We start from the raw sequence: 20,121 nt of genomic DNA on the forward strand, positions 1-20,121 counted from the left end.
TCCTTTATAGTACTCTTGGACTTGATGGACTTTTCTGATCTTTCACATTAACCTCTAACTTTCTGACAGGGATTTCTGTGAAATATTCAACGTTTTTCTTAATATCTGATCTGACATTTTCTGTTAAAGTTCGTGCATGTGTGTCATCTGGTAAAAAGAAATCCGCCTTTACATCTATGTACGATTTTTTCTTTTTACTGTAGCACTTCGTCACAACATTCGGCTGCATTAACTGTTCATATTGCGCCATCGTATCATAAACAACTTTCTCAATTGATTTTCTTGAAATGTAAATATGACCATCTTTATAAAATTTATAAAGCCCTGGTTTGCGATGTGTCGGCGCAAACAAACTGAATACCAAAATAAAACCTAACAAGATTAATAGTCCAGCCAAAGTAAAGAGTACTGGTAAGAACCATGCAAATGTCAGCAATTGTTGTTGGTAAGTTTCTACCTGTGGAATTTGCGGCACTTTAGCGAGCATAAACACTAACATTCCGACAACGACCACAATGATCAACCCTAAGATGAAATTCTTCAATCTTCTCACGGTGCTGCACCTCCTCATATCCATGTAATAACAATATTGTTAGTCTTTTTATACCCTGACTCTCTTATTAAAAAACACAGTAAATTACATTGCAAAAAACAAAAGCATAGATTTACTATATATTACTTCTATAGCAATCCATGCTTTCGTTAAATTCAACGCTTATTCATTTGTTTCTCTGTTACTTTTCTTTGAGAGCACTTCTTTGTATTTATATCTCGGTTGTTGATAGCGCGGCTTCTCTTCACTTAACGCTCTAAACAAGGACCACATCATTAATATAATGACAACCGAGAATGGCAGTGCTGCGATAATCAATAAGTTTTGAATCGCTTGTGTTCCACCAGTATAGATCATAATTAATGCAAAGAGTGCTAAAATCACACCCCATGACACTTTAATGGCTGAAGCTGGGTTAATACTGCCTTTCGCACTCAACATTCCTAAGACGTAGGTTGCTGAGTCTGCGGATGTGACGAAGAAAATCATAATGACAGCTAATGACACTAAACTTAATAAGAAGCCCAGCGGATAATGCTGCAAGGTCGCAAACGTTGCTGTTTCTGTTGCTTCTTTCGCAATATCCGCAATGCCATTCTTCTGTAAATAAATGGCTGCTGAACCAAATACAGCAAAGAAGAAGAAACATACTAATGCAGGTACAAATAACACACCTAGAATAAACTCTTTAATGGTACGCCCACGTGAAACTCTGGCAATAAAGATACCTACGAATGGCGCCCATGAAATCCACCATGCCCAATAGAATACTGTCCAGTTTTGCATCCATTGGAATTTCTCTCCGCCATTTTGCGGAATACGTAAACTCATCCCAAAGAAGTTGAAAATATAATTACCTAAAGAATTTGTAAAATTATTTAATGTAAATAGTGTTGGTCCTACTGCGAATAATACGATTAACACGATGAACGCTAAAATCATATTAATATTACTTAACGTCTTAATCCCTTTATCGATACCTGACCATGCACTCCATGTAAATAAAATCGTTGCCACAATTACAATGATCACTTGCGTGCCGAAGTTAGAGGGTACTTTAAACAAATAATTCAAGCCTTCGTTAATTTGCAACGCACCAAAACCAAGTGTTGCTGCGACACCTGTGACTGTCGCAATAATCGCAAGGATATCAATCATGCCGCCTAATGGCCCTTTCATACGTTTTTCGCCAAGTAACGGCACCAAGGTTGCACTGACTAAACCAGGATAACCTCGATGGAAACTGAAATACGCAAATACTAATGCCACAATACCGTACACTGCCCATGCATGAACGCCCCAATGAAAGAACGCAAATTGCATCGCATCATCAATCGCTGCTTGTGTTCCAGCTTTATGTATCGGTGTCTGTGTATATGCATGACTAATCGGTTCTGCTGTTGTCCAAAAGACTAACCCGATACCCATACCTGCACTAAATAACATCGCAAACCATGATTGCAGTGAAAACTCTGGATCTTCCCCTTCTTCTCCTAATGTAATACTTGAATAGCGTGAGAAGAGTAAATAAATACATACAATCAATATCACTAACAATAGAATGAGATAATACCAAGTAAAGTATTTAGCGATAAAGGTTGTAATCTGTTGTGTCCCTGTCTCAAGTTGTTTTGGAAATATCGCCCCATAGATTACAAATAATGTACAAATGGCTAGCGCAAACCAAAACACTTTGGTCATCTTTTTCTCTTTCATAACCCTTAAACCCTTTCTAATTAGTTGATAACATGTCAATACCCGCTACGACGCTTTTCAATCCCGTTTATACAATTGTTTCTTCACTAAAGATTAATCATTATATAATTTATTGTGTGTTCAAAATTAAAAGCACTGAGAACAATTCCCCAGTGCTTTCTACTATATTATTCATTTTCTATATTGATCACTAACTTACCAATCATAGATTGATTTTCTAATTGTTGGTGTGCTTCATAAAGAGTTTGTGGCGTTAAGCCTTGTACTTCTTTGGTTTTCGTATGTTGATACATGCCCGCTTCTACCTTCTTCGTCAAATCTGTTAAATGACGATGGAACGTGATTACATTCAAGTGATAGTCTGCACGGCCAAACATATAATCATGTGTAAAAGTCACACTCTTACCTTTCAATAAGTTTAAATCTTGTTTTTCATCAAAAGCAACAATCGTCGCAATATGACCACGTGCTTTCACTAAATCAATCATCAATTCATAATAGCCATCCGTATCATACGTACAGAAAATATAATCAAACGGTCTGACATCGTGTTCGTCTAACTGCGCTTTAATATCTTCTTTATGATTGATGACTAAATCTGAGCCCATTTGTTCAGACCATGCTTTTGTTTCTTCACGTCCAGCTGTTGTCACAACATGCAGCCCATATGTTTTCGCAATCTGTGTCGCGATACTGCCGACACCGCCTGCACCATTGATAATCAAGATAGATTTACCTTTATTATTTTCAGGATTCGATGAAACATTAAATGTATCAAATAACACTTCATACGCGGTTAATGATGTTAAAGGCAAGCTCGCTGCTTCTGTAAATGATAAGTTGCTTGGTTTTCTGGCTACATAACGTTCATCCATCACTTGATATTGTTCGTTAGAACCATCATAGAAGCTCGCACCTGAATAATACACTTCATCTCCAACATTAAACAATACACAATCTGGACCTGTCGCTTCTACCACACCTGCCGCATCAAACCCTAAAATACGTGGTGCTTTATCTACAGATTGCTGACGAATCTTCGTATCAACCGGATTTACACTGATTGCTTTGACTTTAACTAAGAGTTCATTCCCTTTTGGTTCAGGCTTTGTTTTGTCAAATTCATAAAATAAATTACCTTCTGATAATTCAAACCCTCTATCTGCACCGATTGCTTTCATTCATATCGTTCCTTTCTCTATATGATTGTTGACCTATCATAGAATGACTGATGCGCATAAGCAATATTTCCGCTTATAGAAAAACACTAGCGTTCAACTTTTGTTAAGCTGCGCTAGTGTTAAACCATGTATTATTTATCCATGTTAAAGACAATTTTACCTTTCATCACATGGTCTTCTAATAATTGATGGGCCTCAAAGAGTGTTTCTGGTGTCAGTTCATCAAAGACTTTTGTCACTGTTGGCTGATAGACACCTTCATCTACTTTTTTAGAAACATCTGTTAAATAACGGTGATATTGAATCACATCAGTATCATTCAATGAACGTGCGAACATATTTTCATGCGCAAACGTTAAACTTTTACCTTTCAACAAGTTCAAATCTTGCTTTTCATTAAAGGCAACAATTGTCGCAAGTGTGCCTCTTGCTTTTACGAGTTCAATCATTTTTTCGTAATATAAATCCGTATCAAATGTACAGAAAATATAGTCTATCGTTTTAATATGATTCGCTTCAAGTTGCGCTTTCATATCTTCCTTATAGTTGATGACCAGATCAGCACCCATAGATTCTGACCAAGCTTTCGTTTCCTCACGACCTGCAGTTGTTACGACTTTCAGACCATAGGCCTTCGCAATTTGGGTCGCGATACTGCCGACACCGCCAGCACCGTTGATAATTAATAATGTTTTACCTCTATTATTATCAGGATTCGTAGAAATATTGAAGATATCAAATAACACTTCATACGCAGTGATAGAAGTTAATGGGAGACTTGCTGCTTCTGTATACGATACATTTTTCGGTTTCGTCGCTACATAACGTTCATCCATTGTTTGATATTCCGCGTTAGAACCATCAAATTTCAATGAGCCAGAATAAAACACTTCATCTCCTACTTGATACAATTCACAATTGTCACCTGTTGCTTCTACAACACCCACTGCATCATAACCTAAAATTCTAGGCGGTTGTTCGATAGCTCTTTGACGTTGTTTTGTATCAATCGGATTTGCGCTGATGGCTTTTACTTTTATTAATAATTCTCTATCTTTCGGCATTGGTTTTTCTTTATCGAATTCATAAAATAAATTGCCTTCTGATAATTGAAAGGCACGATCTGCACCAATTGCTTTCATCATCTATACACCTCATTTATCTAATACATTAGAAATTTTTATCACTTGTTTACCAAAATTCTCACCTGTGAAAAGATTATTGAAGGCTTTAGGGACTTGGTCAAAACCTTCTGCTACAGATGTTTTCGTTTTAATCTTACCTACTTTGACCCATTGTGCTAATTCTTGACCTGCACGATCAAAGTCATCTTTGAATTGTTGGACTAAGAAACCTTGCATCAACGCTTGATGTTTAATCAACATGGGTTGGACTGCAGGTTCATAAGCTACTTCTTTATTATTATATTTTGAAATAGAACCACAAACAGGAATACGCGCAAAGGTATTTAAATGTTTAAACACTTCATTTGCGACTGTGCCTCCAACATTTTCAAAATAAACATCGACACCGTCAGGTACAGCTTGCTTAAGCGCTTCTGGATAATCATCTTTCTTATAATCCACCGCTTCATCAAAGCCCAATTCATCTACCAAATAGTTTGTTTTCTGTTCTCCGCCTGCAATCCCGACAACACGAGCACCTTTGAGCTTCGCAATTTGTCCGACTACAGAGCCAACTGCACCAGATGCGGCAGAAACGACAACCGTTTCCCCTGCTTTTGGTCGACCGATATCTAATAAACCATGATATGCAGTTTGACCAGTCATACCTAATACTCCTAAGAATAAATACGCAGGTACGTCTAAATCTGGTAATCGATTTAAATCATCCGCTTGAACGGTACAATATTTTTGCCATGGCAACATGCCCATGACTTTATCTCCCGCTTCAAAATCTGAATGTTGCGATTCAATGACTTGCCCTACTGCTAATCCTGTTATCGGCTGGTCTAATTCAAAGCCGCCAATATATGAATTAGTATTCGGTTTCATACGATTTCGCATATAAGGATCTGCAGAAATATACGCAATTTCTACAGTTACTTCACCTTCTGTCGGTGATGTAATCTCAATGTTTTCAAAGCGAAAGTCTTCTGCTTTCGGCATGCCTTCAGGATATTGCGCTAACACAATTTGTTCATTTTGTGCCATTTCATTCGCTCCAATCTATTTACATGATAGTACTTATATTGCCGAATTGCGTATTTTCTAACCTTACTCGTCCTTCCATAAGAACTTGAAGATTGCTTCGGCAACTTTATCACTTTCATGCAGTTGGCTATGTTGGCCTTGTTTACCTTTAATCAAGACTTCGCGATAACTTTTCGCATGGCCTTGCATAATATATTTTAGTGACTTCGAAGATGCATTGGTAACACGGCCATCACTCTCTGTGCCATCTTGTATATCACCAAAGATATTTAATACATCAACGTTTTTATATGCAGGCTCTTTTTTCAATTTCAATAATTCTACATAACCATCTGTCATTTGATCCGGTTTACCATTTTGATCTAATGTAACTTTACCTGGTTCATCGCCCATACCGATAATACCGTTAAACGTACCCGCAAGATTGACTTGTTTATGTAAGTTCGGCAAATCAGGATTATTACTGTAATCTAACATATACTTCACAAATGACATATTGCTCATGGAATGTGTCACGATATTAAATTGATTAAACTGATAGTCTTGTTGTAAGGCTTCTAAGACATTTTTAATCCATAATGCATTTAACTTCATGTCCCCATTTTCATTATCTTGTAAATGAACTAACACAATCGGGTGTTTGTCTTTCTCATCCAACTTCCCTTTTAAAGTTACATGACCATTTCCGCCGACTGTCGCAATAACAGGTTTTTTCGTGTACCCTTCTTTTTGCGCCTGAGTTTCAAAGAAATGTAATGACTTCACACTTCCGCCATAGCCGTGCATAAAGAGCGTAGGTGTTGCAATTTTAGTTTCTTTATCTAATGGATTCTCCGGGTGAAATTCAGTCCATATATATTTAACAATGCCGAGCACACCTAGAATAATCGCAATGATAGCGATGATTCTAACCGTTTTTGCATCAGGTTGATTTTGTTTCTCCATCTCTATCCCCTCGTTCTTTCCTGCTGATTGTATATTTTCACTTAAGTATAGAGGTTTCTGTAAAGGACTGCAATGAAAATTAAGTTTCTGACTCACCATATACCAAGTAAAAAGCCGTAACTGAATGGAGGCAGTTACGGCTTCGTTTATATTTGTGAGAAGTTTTTATGGAATTTTCTATTATATTTAATGGATGAATTGAATGGATGTTAATTGTTCAGATATTTTTCAATGTAAAATGCAGATTCTTCGATAGATTTATATTCCGTGTTAATGACAATCGCATTAAACTTATCAAAGACTTCTTCTGCATAACTTAATTCTTTTTTAATACGTTGTAAGCTGTTATAGTTGGCTGAACCTTTCATACCCAGCACACGGATGCGTTCTGTACGGATATTCATAATATAATCGGGACTTGCGGTTAAGCCAAATACTAACATCTTTTTGTTGAAAACTTCTTCTGGAATCGGTGCTTCAGGTACTAATGGAATATTGGCGATTTTATAGCCTTTGTTCGCAAGATACATACTAAGAGGTGTTTTAGAAGTTCGGGACACACCTAAAATCACCGCATCTGCTTCTTCAATCCCTGTAAAGACTTTGCCGTCATCATATTTAACAGAGAATTCCATTGCCTCAATACGTTCAAAATAGTGCTGATCCATTTTGCGTAAGGCACCACTTTCGCGCAACGCTTTTTTATGCGTTTTGTTTTCAATTAAATTGAGTAAATCCGTCATATAATCAACATATTGCAAACCTTGTTCTTCAGCATAAGCTTGGCCAATTTGATTAAATTTAGGGTTAACGAGCGTTGTGATGACAATCGCATCACGCTGCTTCGCTAATTTTAAAATCGTTAGGAATTCTTCTTCATTTTTAATGAATGGGAATTTCTTAATTTCTACGTCATCTTCCATATCAGGAAATTGGGTTAATGTCGCATGAATCATGCGTTGCGCTGTTTCACCGATAGAATCTGACACAATATATAATGCTAAGTGTTCGTTATTGTTTTGCACCGATTGCTCTCTCACTTTCTGCTTGGCTTTGAGCAGCAGCCAACATCGCACCAGGAACTCTGAATGGTGAGCATGATACATAATCAATGGCTAAGTCATTGAAGTAATGAATTGATTTCGGATCACCGCCAAGTTCACCGCACACACCAATTTTAATATTTGGATTGGCTGCTTTGGCTTGTTCTACTGCTGTTTTAATCAACTGGCCGACACCGTCAACATCCAATGTTTGGAATGGGTCGACTTCTAGTAAGCCTCTGTTAATATATTCACCGATAAATTTACCTGCATCATCACGAGAGAATCCAAATGTTAATTGTGTTAAGTCATTTGTACCAAAACTAAAGAACTCTGATTCTTTCGCAAGTTGACCTGCAATCAGACAAGCTCTTGGTGTTTCAATCATTGTACCGATTAAGTAATCAATTGACGTATTGGCTTGTGCTAACATACCTTCAGCTGTGGCTTGGATTGTGTCTTTTAATGTTTTGAATTCCTCTACTGTAGATACAAGCGGTACCATAATTTCCGGTTGGCTTTCGATACCCTCATCTTTTAATTTTAGCACACTGCCGATAATCGCTTCGGTCTGCATTTCCGCAAGTTCTGGATATGTGACTGCTAAACGACAACCGCGGTGACCAAGCATTGGGTTCGTTTCATGCAAGTCTACAATACGTTTACGTAATACTTCTTTATCCACGTTTAGTTGTTCAGACACCATTTGAATTTCTTCATTCGTTTTCGGTAAGAATTCATGTAATGGCGGATCAAGTAAACGTACAATCGTTGGTCGGCCTGCAGATAATCTGAAGATTTGTTCGAAATCTTCAATTTGGTATTTACGGATTTCATTTAATGCTTCGATACGTTCTTCTTGAGATGAAGCTAAGATGAAACGACGCATTTGAACGAGACGCTCTGCACCAAAGAACATATGCTCAGTTCTGACTAAACCGATACCTGCCGCATCAAATTGATATCCTGATGCAATATCTTGTGGTGTTTCAGCATTCATACGTACATTCATACGTGCAGTTTCTTGTGTCCACTGCATGAAGCGGTCAAAGTCTTCACTATGGTCAGCATCTGTTTTCTCAATGTCTCCTAGATAGATATTACCTGTAGAACCATCTACTGAGATGATGTCGCCTTCATGTAAAGTTTGTCCGTGATAAGTGACTACTTTATTTTGTGTATCAATATTTAAGTTTGAGCAGCCTGTAACACAACATTTACCCATACCACGTGCAACGACTGCCGCATGTGATGTCATACCGCCATGTGTAGTTACAATCGCTTCACTTGCTACCATACCTTCAATATCTTCAGGTGATGTTTCTGGTCGCATTAAGATAACTTTTTCACCTTGTTCTGCTTGTACTTTCGCATCTTCTGCAGAGAAGACTACTTTACCTGTTGATGCACCTGGGCTTGCTGGAAGTCCGGCATCAGAAATTGCTTCTGCTGCTTCAATTGCTTCTGGTTTGAATGTCGGATGCAATAATGTATCAATTGATTTCACATCTACCTTTGTTAGCGCCTCTGCTTTAGTGATAACCCCTTCATCAACTAAATCAACCGCAATTTTCATTGCTGCTTTGGCTGTACGTTTACCATTTCTTGTTTGTAAGATATAGAGTTTGCCGTTTTCAATAGTGAATTCGATATCTTGCATATCTTTGTAATGGGCTTCTAATTTCTCAGTCACATCTACAAATTCTTGATAAACTTCAGGCATTTGTTGTGCAAGTGTATCAATTTCTTTTGGTGTACGAATACCTGCTACAACGTCTTCACCTTGCGCATTTAATAAGTACTCACCAAATACATGATTGTCACCTGTGACTGGGTTTCTTGTGAAAGCAACGCCCGTACCACTTTGGTCACCACTATTACCGAAGACCATTTCTTGAATGTTGACACCTGTACCGATATCGTGCGGGATATCATTTAAATCACGATAGACACGTGCACGGTCGTTATCCCAAGATTTGAAGACCGCTTCAACCGCTTCAGTTAATTGTTTAAATGGATCTTGCGGGAATGGTTTGTATACTTCTTCTTCGTAAATTTCTTTAAAACGTGCGCTGATGACTTTTAAACCTTCTGCTGGAATTTCAGCATCTGTTTCATAGCCATGTTCATCTTTGTATTGGTCAAAGAAGCGGTCAAACGCGGTCATGTTGATACCATATACAACTTGACCGAACATTTGAAGTAAACGACGATAACAATCATACGCAAAACGTGCATCATTTGTTTTATTGGCTAACTTCTCAACGTTCTCATCATTTAAACCTAAGTTTAAAATCGTATCCATCATACCAGGCATTGAAATTTTCGCACCACTTCGGACAGATACCAATAACAAGTTGTCGTCAGATGAAAAAGATTTCCCAGTACGTTCTGAGAAAGCTTTGAGTTGTGTATGTAATTCCTCTTGTAACTCGTCAGATAATGTTGCACCTTGTTTCAAGTATTCAATACATGCTTCGGTTGTAATCGTAAAGCCGTCAGGTACCGGTAAACCTAAGCGCATCATCTCAGCTAGGTTCGCACCTTTACCGCCAAGTAAATCCTTCATGGATTGACTACCTTCTTCAAATGCGTAAATGTATTTTGTCATTTGTAGATCACCTCATCTATTTTTATCAATGTGTCATACTAATTAATTTATAGTATGTCACACTGTAAACGCTTTGACAATTAAAAACATACAATTGTTTCAATTAATTTGTTTAGAATTTCACTAATTCGTTACATTTTAGTTAAAAGCAATGTCATTTACCCTTTTAATTAAATGAATTAAGCTAAAGAAAACATTTAAATGAAACAAACATAACTTCTACACAAATCGGCGAATTAATTGAACAATTGGGGTATAGTGTCATACAAGTTGCTTAGTCTTCATACAAAAATCCAACTACAATGAGTAAATTAACTATTTAAATTCACGTGTGATATACTAGCACTTAATTCAATATTTGATGAAAGGTGATTAACCATGCTGAAAAATCAATTTCCAATCGGTAAGTTTCAAAAACCAGAAAGTTACAGTGAAGAAGATTTAAACACGTGGATAGACGCAATTGAAGGTCTGCCGGACATACTCACAACACTGACAACGAACGCATCAGACGAAGAACGTCATGCGACCTATCGCGAAGGCAGCTTTGATGTTCAAACTTTAATTCATCATATTGCAGATAGCCATATGCACGGTTTTATTCGTACGAAACAAATTTTGACCGAAGACCACCCATATGTCACATCGTTCCTACAAGATGCTTGGGCTGATGCGCCAGATAATCAAGCCCCGCTTGAATATTCACTAGAATTGATTGATGGAATGCATAAACGTTGGGCCATCCTTTTACGTGAATTACCTACAGAAGCATTTGACCGCACTTTCTTCCACCCTGAAGAAGGAGAAGGCAGACTTGCAGATCTTGTAGCGAAGATGGCTTGGCATGGTAACCATCATCTAGAACATATTAAATTAGCATTGAAAGAAATTGAAGAAAGTTAATAGAGATTACTAACGTCGATGTCTAGCATCGGCGTTTTTTTGACAAAAAATTTAAAGTTGTAAAAGGTATTATCGTTTAAAACACATAATACATTGACATCTATCTATTCATTTACCTATACTTTAAGTGACCAGATAAATATTAAAAACTTACAACGAAGAAGGAGCAACTTATGACTCAATTATTTTCAAAAGATAGCGTTTTTGTTTCAAATGCGGATAGTAAAGAAGCGGTATTAACAGAAGTATCAGAAGCATTAGTAAAAGCAGGTTATGTGAAAGACAATTTCTTAGATCATGTTTTAGAACGTGAAAAAAATTACCCAACAGCTTTAAGCTTGGCTAACATCAGTGAAACATATCCTAATGTGGCAGTTCCACATACTGAACCTGAATTTGTAAATGTAACTAAAATTGTACCTGTAAAATTAACGAACCCTATCGTATTCCAAAATATGAGTTCACCTCATAAAGATTTACCAGTGGAATTCTTATTTGTGATTTTAAACAGTACGAAAGCGAGTCAAGTTCACTTATTATCTGACCTTATCGTATTCTTTGAACGTCAAGATAAAGCTGAATTAGAAGCATTCTTTAAATCTACTAATACAACTGAGATTTATGAATACCTTCAATCAAACTTTAAAAAATAATTTCGCTTACTAAGGTGTAAGTACTTTAATCCTCAAATCAATTTGGTTTGAGGATTTTTTACATTTAAAGTACCAAAATTTAATAAAATTGGGTATTATTATTTAAATGCTTATACAAATTAATATTAAGGAGAACGCCATGAAGAAAAACATACGACGATTATTGATTCCCATTCTTACTTTATTATTAGTTTTGATTTCCGCTTTATATGTACAAATCTCACAACACGGGTTGATTCAAACCAGTGCTGATACCCAAGTTAAAACACATTTTATAACTATTTGGCTAATCTATCTCATCCCTCTTGTTGTATTATTATTTTTACCTATTCATTATAAGTTTCAACCACTGATTCAAAAGCCATTAAAGTCAGAGCGTATTTTACTTATATTAAGTGTTTTATATATCGCTTGTGTGTTTCTTACACCTAAGCCCTACTTTGATTTCTTTTATATTTATAAATTTGTATTATTGTTGTTGATTCCTTTATGGATTATTAAGCGCGAAAAACTATCTGTGCTATCAAAAGCGAAACCCATCATTAATTGGTCTCATGCGCCTATTGTTTATGTAATTTGGTTAGTTTTATACTTTAGTCCTTTGAACAACTTATCTAATATCTCTTATGATGAACCTTATCTTTTCGTACTGATATTTGCGATTATTTCCATATTAATGAATGCGGTATTAGAAGAAGTATTTTATCGCGTGTGGCTACAAACACGCTTAGAACATTTAGGAATCCTGTCATCTATTTGTATCAGTACGCTGCTTTGGTCATTGTGGCATGCAGGTATACAAGGACAAGGTAATCTATTGGAATTGTCCGCACACGCTTTAGTCACACATGCGCTTGCGGGTATATTCCTCGGCTTTTTCTGGGCTAAGTATCGCAATATTTATTTACTCATATTGATTCATATCTGTATGAACTTCCCGTTATACTTAATTACGTATTGGTCAAAATTCTTACCATTTCTTTAAATCGTTTCTAATACATCAATAACCCGCGAATCTTCTATGACTCGCGGGTTGTTCGTTTCATACTGATTGATCATTTATTTTTTGTCGCATCTCTCTTAAATCTTTGTGGTAGTTCAAAGAATGGTTGGATATCTTGTACATATTCTAGAATACCGATATACGTATCATTTTCATCAAATAAAGCTTTGTATGTGACGTGAATAAATTGGTTACCTTTTTTAAACCACATGGACTCAGACTCTTTTTGTTTCGTTTTCAAATCACGAATAATCTGCATCACTTTGCTTAAGCTTTTTGGTGGATGACAATTGGCCACATTTCTCCCAATAGAGATAGGAGTACGAATAAACATCATCTCTGATGCTTCAATTAAATCATTGAAATACTTAAAAGTGCCATTTTTATCGACAAAAGTAATTTCAACGGGCAAGTTATTTAAAATAAGATCCGCTTCTTTCGTCGTTAAGAAACCTCCGCCAAAGCGCAAATTCTGTTGCCCTTGTTTTGCGTCATATTGTGCATCAATCGGTGTGATTTCTATTTCAGAATCATGATATGTCTCAGTAACTTCTATCGCATAACCAAAAGCACTGCTTTCTTGCGCAATTTGTTGCCACTCAACTGGACTAATATCTTCTTGTATTAGTGGGATGAAAAGTATCTCTTCTTGGCGTAACATGTCCGTTAAACTGATTTCTAATTCAGTATAAGCATTTTGAATATGTCGCCATTCTACTTCATCTATTTTAGCAACACGCTTTTGTAGTTTATTCAACGCAAAGCGAATCACATCATCATCTGCCCACATTTTTCTCGGTAAGATATACTCTCCTCTTCGTTCTATGACAGGAAAAATAAGCTTTTCTTTACGATTAAAGTGCGGAATCAAACCAGAAAGTGCTTGAACTTTCTCTTTAAATATTTCAACTGCTTCACTATCATCCTCTTTTACCTTATCAAACAATTCAGCAGTATCTTTCAATAAATACTTAAATAGATTAATCTCATGTTTAAAGATATTGAGCGGATGGGTCGTATCAGTTGAAAGTGTCATTTCTGTCAGTGATTGATGTGTCACCTTTTCATATGATGATACAAAGTGCTCTATTTCATACATAAATGTGAATTTTTCTATATAATAAAGCTGTCTCAGTGCTTCTGTCACCTTTTTCATTGGGACACTCTCAGACAATTCTTTTAACATGTCAGTAATATCTTCTTGATGTATATGTTGATCAATGAGTCCTTTAACTTCTTCTTTAACCTCATTGGAAACCGAACTAATATTAAACATCACAAACACCTGCAATTCTTATATTTCATTTCTTTAAGTATAACTGCTTTCTATGAGTGAGGATATTAGTGTATTCACTGATTTACTGTATGTGTGTTAGTACATGTGATTTAGTATCATATTCGTAAATAGAAGGCATCTTCATTTGTAGGAAATCTTTATAACCAAACTGACCTTGTGTTAAGTGATTAAATAACAGTGACATTGCTGTGCCGTGACCACATATTAATAACGTTTGTACTTCATTATTTTCTATAATGCGGTGATAGGCTTGAACGATACGATCTTGAACTTCATTTAATGACTCACCATTCTCTAGCTTATAGTCAAAATCTTGCCATTGTCTTTCAGCAAAACCATAAAAATCTTCAACCCAACGTCCAATACTTCTTTCACGCAGATCTATCTCTTCGTTAACTGCCAACTTCAAACTTTGTGCCGTTGGTAATACCGTTTCCATGACACGACGATATGGACTCGCATATATCTTATCAATATTTTTATCATCAAAAAAAGATGCCAATGCCTCTGCCTTCTTCAATCCTTCTGAAGTTAAAGGTGCAATGACATCTTCTTTCACACTATTATCTCTTACTGAATGCCTGACAAAGTATATTTTCATTCTTTTTACTTTTCACTTTTCCTTTCAAGGTGTTCTAGCTTTTTTTGATATTGTAGATATAACATGGTGAATCTGCTGCTGCTTTTGAGATCCCAAGGTTTTGGACGACCGCAAAAATGTAAGAACACCGTATGATACGCTACCCAATGTCTGTTATAGACACCAACACTTTTTGTATAATACATTGCTGCTTTTCTTGTGTCATAATTCCAAACTTCTTCTGGTATTTCCTTAATCTTGTCACCATACAAACTGTTCATGACATCTTGATCCGGTAATAATAAATATTGATTATTTTTATGGATATAATCGAAAATATCATCCATACTGATGTGTTGTCTTGCTTTCTCTACATCAATCAACATGACGCCTGAATTAAAATATACTTGCCCTTGCTTTGTTCCTAAACGCAGATTATTCATACTCTGTGTGACTTTTGTTAATCTTTCATGAGTCGCAGCCGCAAAGATATTTTCCTCTAAATCCAGATGCCATAAATCATCAATGGGATTAATGACTAAAATATCTGGATCTAAGTATAGTATTTTTGTCACTGTTTTAGGTAATAACTCACCACATGCTAATCTAAAATACATTTCTTGAGGATAACGTTCCACTGTTTTTGCATTCCCAAAATAGTTAGGCGGTACATTAATCGTTTCTAATTCCATATCAAACGATGACAATAATACTTCTAATTGTTCTAATTTATTTTGTGGAATCTTTTCGTGTACCAACCAAACCTTAATTGATAAATGCGGATTCGTATCATGTAATGATAATAGCATAACCTTCAAAGGTTTTAGATAGTTTTCATTTAACGTTACTAAAATATCTACTTTTTCACGCAATGCCAGCGCCTCCTTCAATTAATCCAATGATATCATAAAGCATCTATTTAGCTACAAATATAAAGAAAAACACTTCCCGCAATTGGGAAGTGTTTGTATAATAATAATCGTTTGTCCAACAATTAACGTTTTGAGAATTGTGGTGAACGACGTGCTTTTTTAAGACCTGGTTTTTTACGTTCTTTCATACGTGGGTCACGAGTAAGTAATCCAGCGCGTTTTAAAGAACTTCTGTATTCAGGATCTGCTTCTAATAATGCACGAGCGATACCGTGACGGATAGCTTGTGCTTGTCCTGTGAAACCGCCACCGTGAACGTTAACTAAAACGTCATAGTTACCTTGAGTTTCTGTAACGTCGAATGGTTGGTTTAAGTCTAAAATTAATGATTCGAATGGTAAATATTCACGTACGTCAACACCGTTTACAGTGATGTTACCTTCGCCTGGTACTAAACGTACACGTGCTACTGAGTGTTTACGACGGCCTGTGCCTCTATATTCAACTTGTGCCAATGTAATTTCCTCCTTCTAATTAACCACGTAACTCGTAGTTTTCTGGTTGTTGTGCAGCGTGTGGATGTTCAGCGCCACCATATACAAATAATTTTTTACCTTGTTTTTCACCTAAACGGCTGCTTGGTAACATACCTTTAATTGAAATTTCAAGTAAACGTGCTGGGTTTTTCTCTTTTAATTCACCAGCTGTGATTGATTTAATACCACCTGGGTAGTTTGAATGACGGTAGTAAACTTTGTCAGATTCTTTTTTACCTGTCATTTTGATTTGACCAGCGTTGATGATGATTACATAGTCACCGCTGTCAACGTGTGGTGTGTAAGTTGGTTTATGTTTTCCGCGTAAAATAGTTGCTACTTCTGATGATAAACGACCTAGTGTTTGGCCAGCCGCATCAATAACATACCATTTGCGCTCAATGTTTGATTCATTAGCCATAAATGTTTGACGCATAATAATTGTCCTCCTAATAATAACTGCGTGTTCAGTTGCTTTTTAAAAAATCAATGTTACGATTCAAAGCTCAGATAATTTCATATTGTTGATTTCGTTTCGACTTTGCTTCTATATCTAGTAACACAATAAGTTTCCGGGGCTTATCGTGGGGTGATATAAAACAATACCGTTTATAATCGTATAATTTATTGATGTATTTGTCAATACGAATCAGTCATTTTGCAATGATTTTTTGCGATGAATTTTTATATCCGAACCAAAGTCTTGTATCAATGATTCTGGTGATAAATAAATCTTTTCTAAATACAATCCTTCTGCCGGTGCAGTGAATGGTACTTGATTACGATCTTTCGCTTCTAATAAGCTTGAAACTTCGTCTGGCGATCGCTTGCCTTTGCCGACTTCGATTAAAAACGCGACTAACACACGTACCATATTATATAGAAAACCAGAGCCAGTCACAACATAGTCAAAGCCATTTTTTGTTTTAATTATTTCACTTTGATAAAGTGTACGCTCTTTGCTTTCTACTTCAGTTTTTTGTGAACAGAATCCTGTAAAATCATGCGTACCGATAAAGTGTTGTGCTGCTTGGTTCATCTTATCTAAATCCAAGTCAAAATCATTATATGTCTTTAATCCGCTCATAAAGACATCACGATGTGCACCTTGATACACTTTATAACGATATCGCTTCCCTACGCAGTCATAACGACAATGAAAGTTGTCATCGACAATAGATACTTCTTTGACATAAATGTCTTCTGGCAGTGCGCTATTCATCGCATATTGCCATTGCTTAGGTGCGATATCTAATTCTGTATCAAAATGAAAGTATTGCTCAATCGCATGTACGCCTCTATCCGTTCTGCTTGAAGGATGAATACGTACATGACGTTTATGCATACGCTTTAAAATTTTCTCAAATTGTTGTTGCACGGTTCTGCCGTGCTGTTGTATCTGAAAGCCTAAAAAATTGCTTCCTTGATAGGCTATATTGACTAAAATACGCACACGTCTACACTCCTATATATTTTAATCCAAATAAAATGGCCGCAATCGGTATCAATGAAATAATTAAGAACGTATCTCTTCCTTGCCACTCTAATTTACGAAAACTCGTACGCTTAGATTTTACATCATAACCACGAACTTCCATCGCAATGGCTAAATCCTCTGCACGTTGAAAGGCAGAAATAAAGAGTGGAATCAGCAGCGGAATAAATGCTTTGATTCTTTGCCCCATTGAACCAGAACTGATTTCTGATCCGCGTGATTTTTGCGCTAGAATAATTTTATCCAACTCTTCCATTAAGGTTGGAATAAATCGTAATGCAATAGACATCATCATACTTAATTGCTGAACTGGTACTTTGATTACTTTAAGCGGTGACAGAATCTTATCAAACGCATCTGTTAAAGCGATTGGATTCGTTGTTAAAGTCATAATGGTTGATGCCATCATAATAAACATCAAACGCATGGAAATAAAGATACCTTCTTTAATACCGCCTGAATCTATCGAAATAAACTTCCAACTGAACAACGTTGTCCCGCCTTTAGTTAAAAACAAATGCATTAAAAATGTAAAAATTAAAAAGAACAGAATCGGGGTTAACCCTTTTAATAAGTATAACAGTTTAATTCTACTGCTATACATAAAAATTAATAATACGAACAACATCCAACCATACATCGAAAAGCTATGACAGAAAAAGACTAAAACAATATAGAAAAAGACAAATGCTAATTTAGCTCTAGGATCCATACGATGCACAATGGAATCTAGAGGTAAATAGCGTCCAATGATAAACTTATTTTTCATTTTGCTGCCACTCCCTATAGAGTTCGATAAAGGCTTCATCTGTTAAGGCGATGTCAGATAGTTGGGTTTGATGTTTCTGTTCAAAATCTCTTTGAAGCTGCACGATATCTGGCAAATCCAAAGCGTATTCATTAATATGTTGCTGATTACCGAATAATGCTTTAGGTGTTCCCTCATAAACGAGTGTCCCCTGCTGCAAGACTTTCACATAATCTGCATATTGTGCAACGTCATTCATATCATGTGTCACCAGTACAATTGTTTTTCCTTCTTGCTGTAATTGTTTCAATAAATCCATGACTTGTTTTCGGCTATGCGGATCTAATCCTGCTGTCGGTTCGTCTAATACAATAATATCTGGGTTCATCGCAAGAATAGATACAATCGCAATTTTTCGCATTTGTCCGCCTGACATTTGAAATGGTGATTTTGTCATTACATCACGATTAAAACCTAATTTCATTAATAAACGATAAGCATAATCTTTTACTTGCGCTAAGTCCATATTAAAATTCTTTGGGCCAAATAGAATTTCACGTTCGACACTATCTTCAAAGAGTTGTGCTTCAGGGAATTGAAAGACAAGCCCTACACGCTTTCTCATTGGACGAATCGCCTTATCCTTAGTCTTAGCCTTCAATACTATATCATCAAGCGTTACAGTGCCGTAAGAGGGCTTTAATAGGCCGTTAAAGTGTTGAATCAAGGTAGACTTGCCTGAACCTGTCTGTCCAATAATGGCGTAATAGTGTCCTGGTTCAAATTCTGTATTGATTTGATGTAATGCTTCATATTCAAAAGGCGTCCCTTTTTGGTACACATATGTGACGTCGTTAAATTTGATACTCATAAACGTGCCACCAATGCATCATAGGTCAGAAATTCAGACGGATTACCAAGCAATTGATTGATGCGCATTGGGAATGGTAAATCTAAGCCTATTTCTGTTAATGATGCTCCTTTCTTAAAGATTGCTTCTGGTGTCCCTTTTTCATACACTTCTCCACGATTCATCACAATCATATAGTCAGAATCAAGTGTTTCAGTCAAGTCATGTGTAATCGAAATAATCGTCACATTTTTCTCTTTGTTTAAATGTCTGACCAGCTGCATGAGTGATTGTCTGCCTTCAGGATCTAACATAGATGTTGCCTCATCCAAGATAATCACATCTGGACTTAATACCAGCACGCCAGCAATCGCAACACGTTGTTTTTGACCACCCGATAATGCTTGAGGCTCATGATTTCGTTGGGCATACATTTCTACTTCTTTTAATACTTGTGGAACAGCTTCATGCATAACTTCATATGGGACTTCGAAGCTTTCTAAGCCAAATGCAACGTCATATTGAACAGTAGAACCCACAAATTGATTTTCTGGGTTTTGAAAGACAATTCCTAAGTGCTGGCGAATCTCTACTAAATTATCGGCTGTCATCGTTTGACCATTGACACGGATTGCGCCTTCTTGAAAAGGCATCATACCCATCATTAGTTTCGCAATAGTAGATTTACCTGAACCGTTATGACCGACAATTGAAGTCCATTTACCTTTGGGAATTTCAAAAGAAACATGTTTTAAGGTAAACCATTCATCGCCTTGGTATTGAAATGATACGTCATCAAATTCAATAATATTCTCTGTATTCAATATGACTCTGTCCCTTCTATTTAATTTCACTGTATTTATTGTACATGAATATACGATATGTGTATATCCATGACTATGTATCAAAAGCCCCTGTACCAATATAGAGTAAAGGGGCTTCGAAATAAAAAAGCGCGCAC

20 protein-coding genes are annotated in these 20,121 nt (G+C 36.4%); 3 read left to right on the top strand and 17 right to left on the bottom strand.

Features of this window, described 5'->3' with window-relative positions:
* Window positions 1–4: 4 nt before the first annotated feature.
* The 8 genes from amaP to ppdK form a co-directional block, all read right to left on the bottom strand.
* A complete protein-coding gene (gene amaP, locus ACFCT9_RS06285) occupies window positions 5–553 on the bottom strand; it encodes an alkaline shock response membrane anchor protein AmaP (RefSeq protein ID WP_412521551.1) in 549 nt (182 codons plus the stop codon).
* Between the two features lie 162 nt (window positions 554–715).
* Window positions 716–2,269, bottom strand: a complete 1,554-nt coding sequence (locus ACFCT9_RS06290) for a BCCT family transporter (RefSeq protein WP_412521552.1) — start codon at window positions 2,267–2,269, stop codon at window positions 716–718.
* Window positions 2,270–2,436: 167 nt separating this feature from the next.
* On the bottom strand, window positions 2,437–3,450 hold the full coding sequence (locus tag ACFCT9_RS06295) for a zinc-binding alcohol dehydrogenase family protein (RefSeq protein ID WP_412521553.1): 1,014 nt from the start codon (window positions 3,448–3,450) through the stop codon (window positions 2,437–2,439).
* A 131-nt stretch (window positions 3,451–3,581) separates the two neighbouring features.
* A complete protein-coding gene (locus ACFCT9_RS06300; protein ID WP_412521627.1) occupies window positions 3,582–4,592 on the bottom strand; it encodes a zinc-binding alcohol dehydrogenase family protein in 1,011 nt (336 codons plus the stop codon).
* 12 nt (window positions 4,593–4,604) lie between these two features.
* Entirely contained in the window at window positions 4,605–5,624 is a 1,020-nt protein-coding gene (locus tag ACFCT9_RS06305; RefSeq protein ID WP_412521554.1) for an NADP-dependent oxidoreductase, read from the bottom strand.
* 63 nt (window positions 5,625–5,687) lie between these two features.
* Entirely contained in the window at window positions 5,688–6,569 is an 882-nt protein-coding gene (locus ACFCT9_RS06310; protein WP_412521555.1) for an alpha/beta hydrolase, read from the bottom strand.
* Between the two features lie 209 nt (window positions 6,570–6,778).
* Window positions 6,779–7,594 (bottom strand): pyruvate, water dikinase regulatory protein, encoded by an 816-nt coding sequence (locus tag ACFCT9_RS06315; RefSeq protein WP_412521556.1) that lies wholly within the window; start codon window positions 7,592–7,594, stop codon window positions 6,779–6,781.
* Complete coding sequence (ppdK, locus tag ACFCT9_RS06320; protein ID WP_412521557.1) at window positions 7,581–10,223, bottom strand: pyruvate, phosphate dikinase; 2,643 nt, start codon at window positions 10,221–10,223, stop codon at window positions 7,581–7,583. Before ppdK ends, ACFCT9_RS06315 begins: the two co-directional genes overlap by 14 nt.
* Before the next feature lie 378 nt (window positions 10,224–10,601).
* Here ppdK and ACFCT9_RS06325 point away from each other — a divergent pair, with 378 nt between their 5' ends.
* The 3 genes from ACFCT9_RS06325 (at window position 10,602) to ACFCT9_RS06335 (ending at window position 12,764) form a co-directional block, all read left to right on the top strand.
* Window positions 10,602–11,126: a YfiT family bacillithiol transferase gene (locus tag ACFCT9_RS06325; protein ID WP_412521558.1), complete on the top strand. Its 525-nt coding sequence runs from the start codon at window positions 10,602–10,604 to the stop codon at window positions 11,124–11,126.
* 173 nt (window positions 11,127–11,299) lie between these two features.
* Entirely contained in the window at window positions 11,300–11,779 is a 480-nt protein-coding gene (locus ACFCT9_RS06330; RefSeq protein ID WP_412521559.1) for a PTS sugar transporter subunit IIA, read from the top strand.
* Window positions 11,780–11,918: 139 nt separating this feature from the next.
* Window positions 11,919–12,764, top strand: a complete 846-nt coding sequence (locus ACFCT9_RS06335; protein ID WP_412521560.1) for a CPBP family intramembrane glutamic endopeptidase — start codon at window positions 11,919–11,921, stop codon at window positions 12,762–12,764.
* Window positions 12,765–12,834: 70 nt separating this feature from the next.
* Here ACFCT9_RS06335 and ACFCT9_RS06340 read toward each other — a convergent pair whose 3' ends face one another.
* The 9 genes from ACFCT9_RS06340 to ACFCT9_RS06380 all read right to left on the bottom strand — a co-directional run bounded on the left by ACFCT9_RS06340 (window position 12,835) and on the right by ACFCT9_RS06380 (window position 19,987).
* Window positions 12,835–14,058: a PAS domain-containing protein gene (locus ACFCT9_RS06340; protein ID WP_412521561.1), complete on the bottom strand. Its 1,224-nt coding sequence runs from the start codon at window positions 14,056–14,058 to the stop codon at window positions 12,835–12,837.
* Between the two features lie 82 nt (window positions 14,059–14,140).
* Entirely contained in the window at window positions 14,141–14,638 is a 498-nt protein-coding gene (locus ACFCT9_RS06345; RefSeq protein ID WP_412521562.1) for a histidine phosphatase family protein, read from the bottom strand.
* A gap of 47 nt (window positions 14,639–14,685) precedes the next feature.
* A complete protein-coding gene (locus tag ACFCT9_RS06350; protein ID WP_412521563.1) occupies window positions 14,686–15,531 on the bottom strand; it encodes a glycosyltransferase family 8 protein in 846 nt (281 codons plus the stop codon).
* Window positions 15,532–15,653: 122 nt separating this feature from the next.
* Window positions 15,654–16,046 (bottom strand): 30S ribosomal protein S9, encoded by a 393-nt coding sequence (gene rpsI, locus ACFCT9_RS06355; RefSeq protein WP_412521564.1) that lies wholly within the window; start codon window positions 16,044–16,046, stop codon window positions 15,654–15,656.
* 19 nt (window positions 16,047–16,065) lie between these two features.
* Window positions 16,066–16,503 carry a 50S ribosomal protein L13 gene (gene rplM / locus ACFCT9_RS06360; protein WP_412521565.1) on the bottom strand — a complete coding sequence of 146 codons (438 nt, stop codon included), beginning with the start codon at window positions 16,501–16,503 and terminating at the stop codon, window positions 16,066–16,068.
* Window positions 16,504–16,716: 213 nt separating this feature from the next.
* Entirely contained in the window at window positions 16,717–17,520 is an 804-nt protein-coding gene (gene truA, locus ACFCT9_RS06365; RefSeq protein ID WP_412521566.1) for a tRNA pseudouridine(38-40) synthase TruA, read from the bottom strand.
* 4 nt (window positions 17,521–17,524) lie between these two features.
* A complete protein-coding gene (locus ACFCT9_RS06370; RefSeq protein ID WP_412521567.1) occupies window positions 17,525–18,331 on the bottom strand; it encodes an energy-coupling factor transporter transmembrane component T family protein in 807 nt (268 codons plus the stop codon).
* Window positions 18,321–19,181 (bottom strand): energy-coupling factor transporter ATPase, encoded by an 861-nt coding sequence (locus ACFCT9_RS06375; protein ID WP_412521568.1) that lies wholly within the window; start codon window positions 19,179–19,181, stop codon window positions 18,321–18,323. The genes ACFCT9_RS06370 and ACFCT9_RS06375 overlap by 11 nt, the downstream gene beginning before the upstream one ends.
* Window positions 19,178–19,987 carry an energy-coupling factor transporter ATPase gene (locus tag ACFCT9_RS06380; RefSeq protein ID WP_412521628.1) on the bottom strand — a complete coding sequence of 270 codons (810 nt, stop codon included), beginning with the start codon at window positions 19,985–19,987 and terminating at the stop codon, window positions 19,178–19,180. The genes ACFCT9_RS06375 and ACFCT9_RS06380 overlap by 4 nt, the downstream gene beginning before the upstream one ends.
* Window positions 19,988–20,121: the final 134 nt, after the last annotated feature.

Origin of the sequence: Staphylococcus simulans (assembly GCF_047037175.1) — a bacterium.
GTDB classification, from domain to species: Bacteria; Bacillota; Bacilli; order Staphylococcales; family Staphylococcaceae; genus Staphylococcus; species Staphylococcus simulans_C.

What these genes read in the sequence shown, in the direction of transcription:
- ACFCT9_RS06330 (WP_412521559.1), top strand. Translation starts at nt 11,300, where the DNA reads ATGACTCAATTATTTTCAAAAGATAGCGTTTTTGTTTCAAATGCGGAT.
- ACFCT9_RS06295 (WP_412521553.1), bottom strand. Translation starts at nt 3,450, where the DNA reads ATGAAAGCAATCGGTGCAGATAGAGGGTTTGAATTATCAGAAGGTAAT.
- ACFCT9_RS06340 (WP_412521561.1), bottom strand. Translation starts at nt 14,058, where the DNA reads ATGTTTAATATTAGTTCGGTTTCCAATGAGGTTAAAGAAGAAGTTAAA.
- ppdK (WP_412521557.1), bottom strand. Translation starts at nt 10,223, where the DNA reads ATGACAAAATACATTTACGCATTTGAAGAAGGTAGTCAATCCATGAAG.
- ACFCT9_RS06335 (WP_412521560.1), top strand. Translation starts at nt 11,919, where the DNA reads ATGAAGAAAAACATACGACGATTATTGATTCCCATTCTTACTTTATTA.
- ACFCT9_RS06305 (WP_412521554.1), bottom strand. Translation starts at nt 5,624, where the DNA reads ATGGCACAAAATGAACAAATTGTGTTAGCGCAATATCCTGAAGGCATG.
- ACFCT9_RS06370 (WP_412521567.1), bottom strand. Translation starts at nt 18,331, where the DNA reads ATGAAAAATAAGTTTATCATTGGACGCTATTTACCTCTAGATTCCATT.
- ACFCT9_RS06290 (WP_412521552.1), bottom strand. Translation starts at nt 2,269, where the DNA reads ATGAAAGAGAAAAAGATGACCAAAGTGTTTTGGTTTGCGCTAGCCATT.
- rplM (WP_412521565.1), bottom strand. Translation starts at nt 16,503, where the DNA reads ATGCGTCAAACATTTATGGCTAATGAATCAAACATTGAGCGCAAATGG.
- ACFCT9_RS06375 (WP_412521568.1), bottom strand. Translation starts at nt 19,181, where the DNA reads ATGAGTATCAAATTTAACGACGTCACATATGTGTACCAAAAAGGGACG.
- ACFCT9_RS06300 (WP_412521627.1), bottom strand. Translation starts at nt 4,592, where the DNA reads ATGAAAGCAATTGGTGCAGATCGTGCCTTTCAATTATCAGAAGGCAAT.
- ACFCT9_RS06310 (WP_412521555.1), bottom strand. Translation starts at nt 6,569, where the DNA reads ATGGAGAAACAAAATCAACCTGATGCAAAAACGGTTAGAATCATCGCT.
- ACFCT9_RS06325 (WP_412521558.1), top strand. Translation starts at nt 10,602, where the DNA reads ATGCTGAAAAATCAATTTCCAATCGGTAAGTTTCAAAAACCAGAAAGT.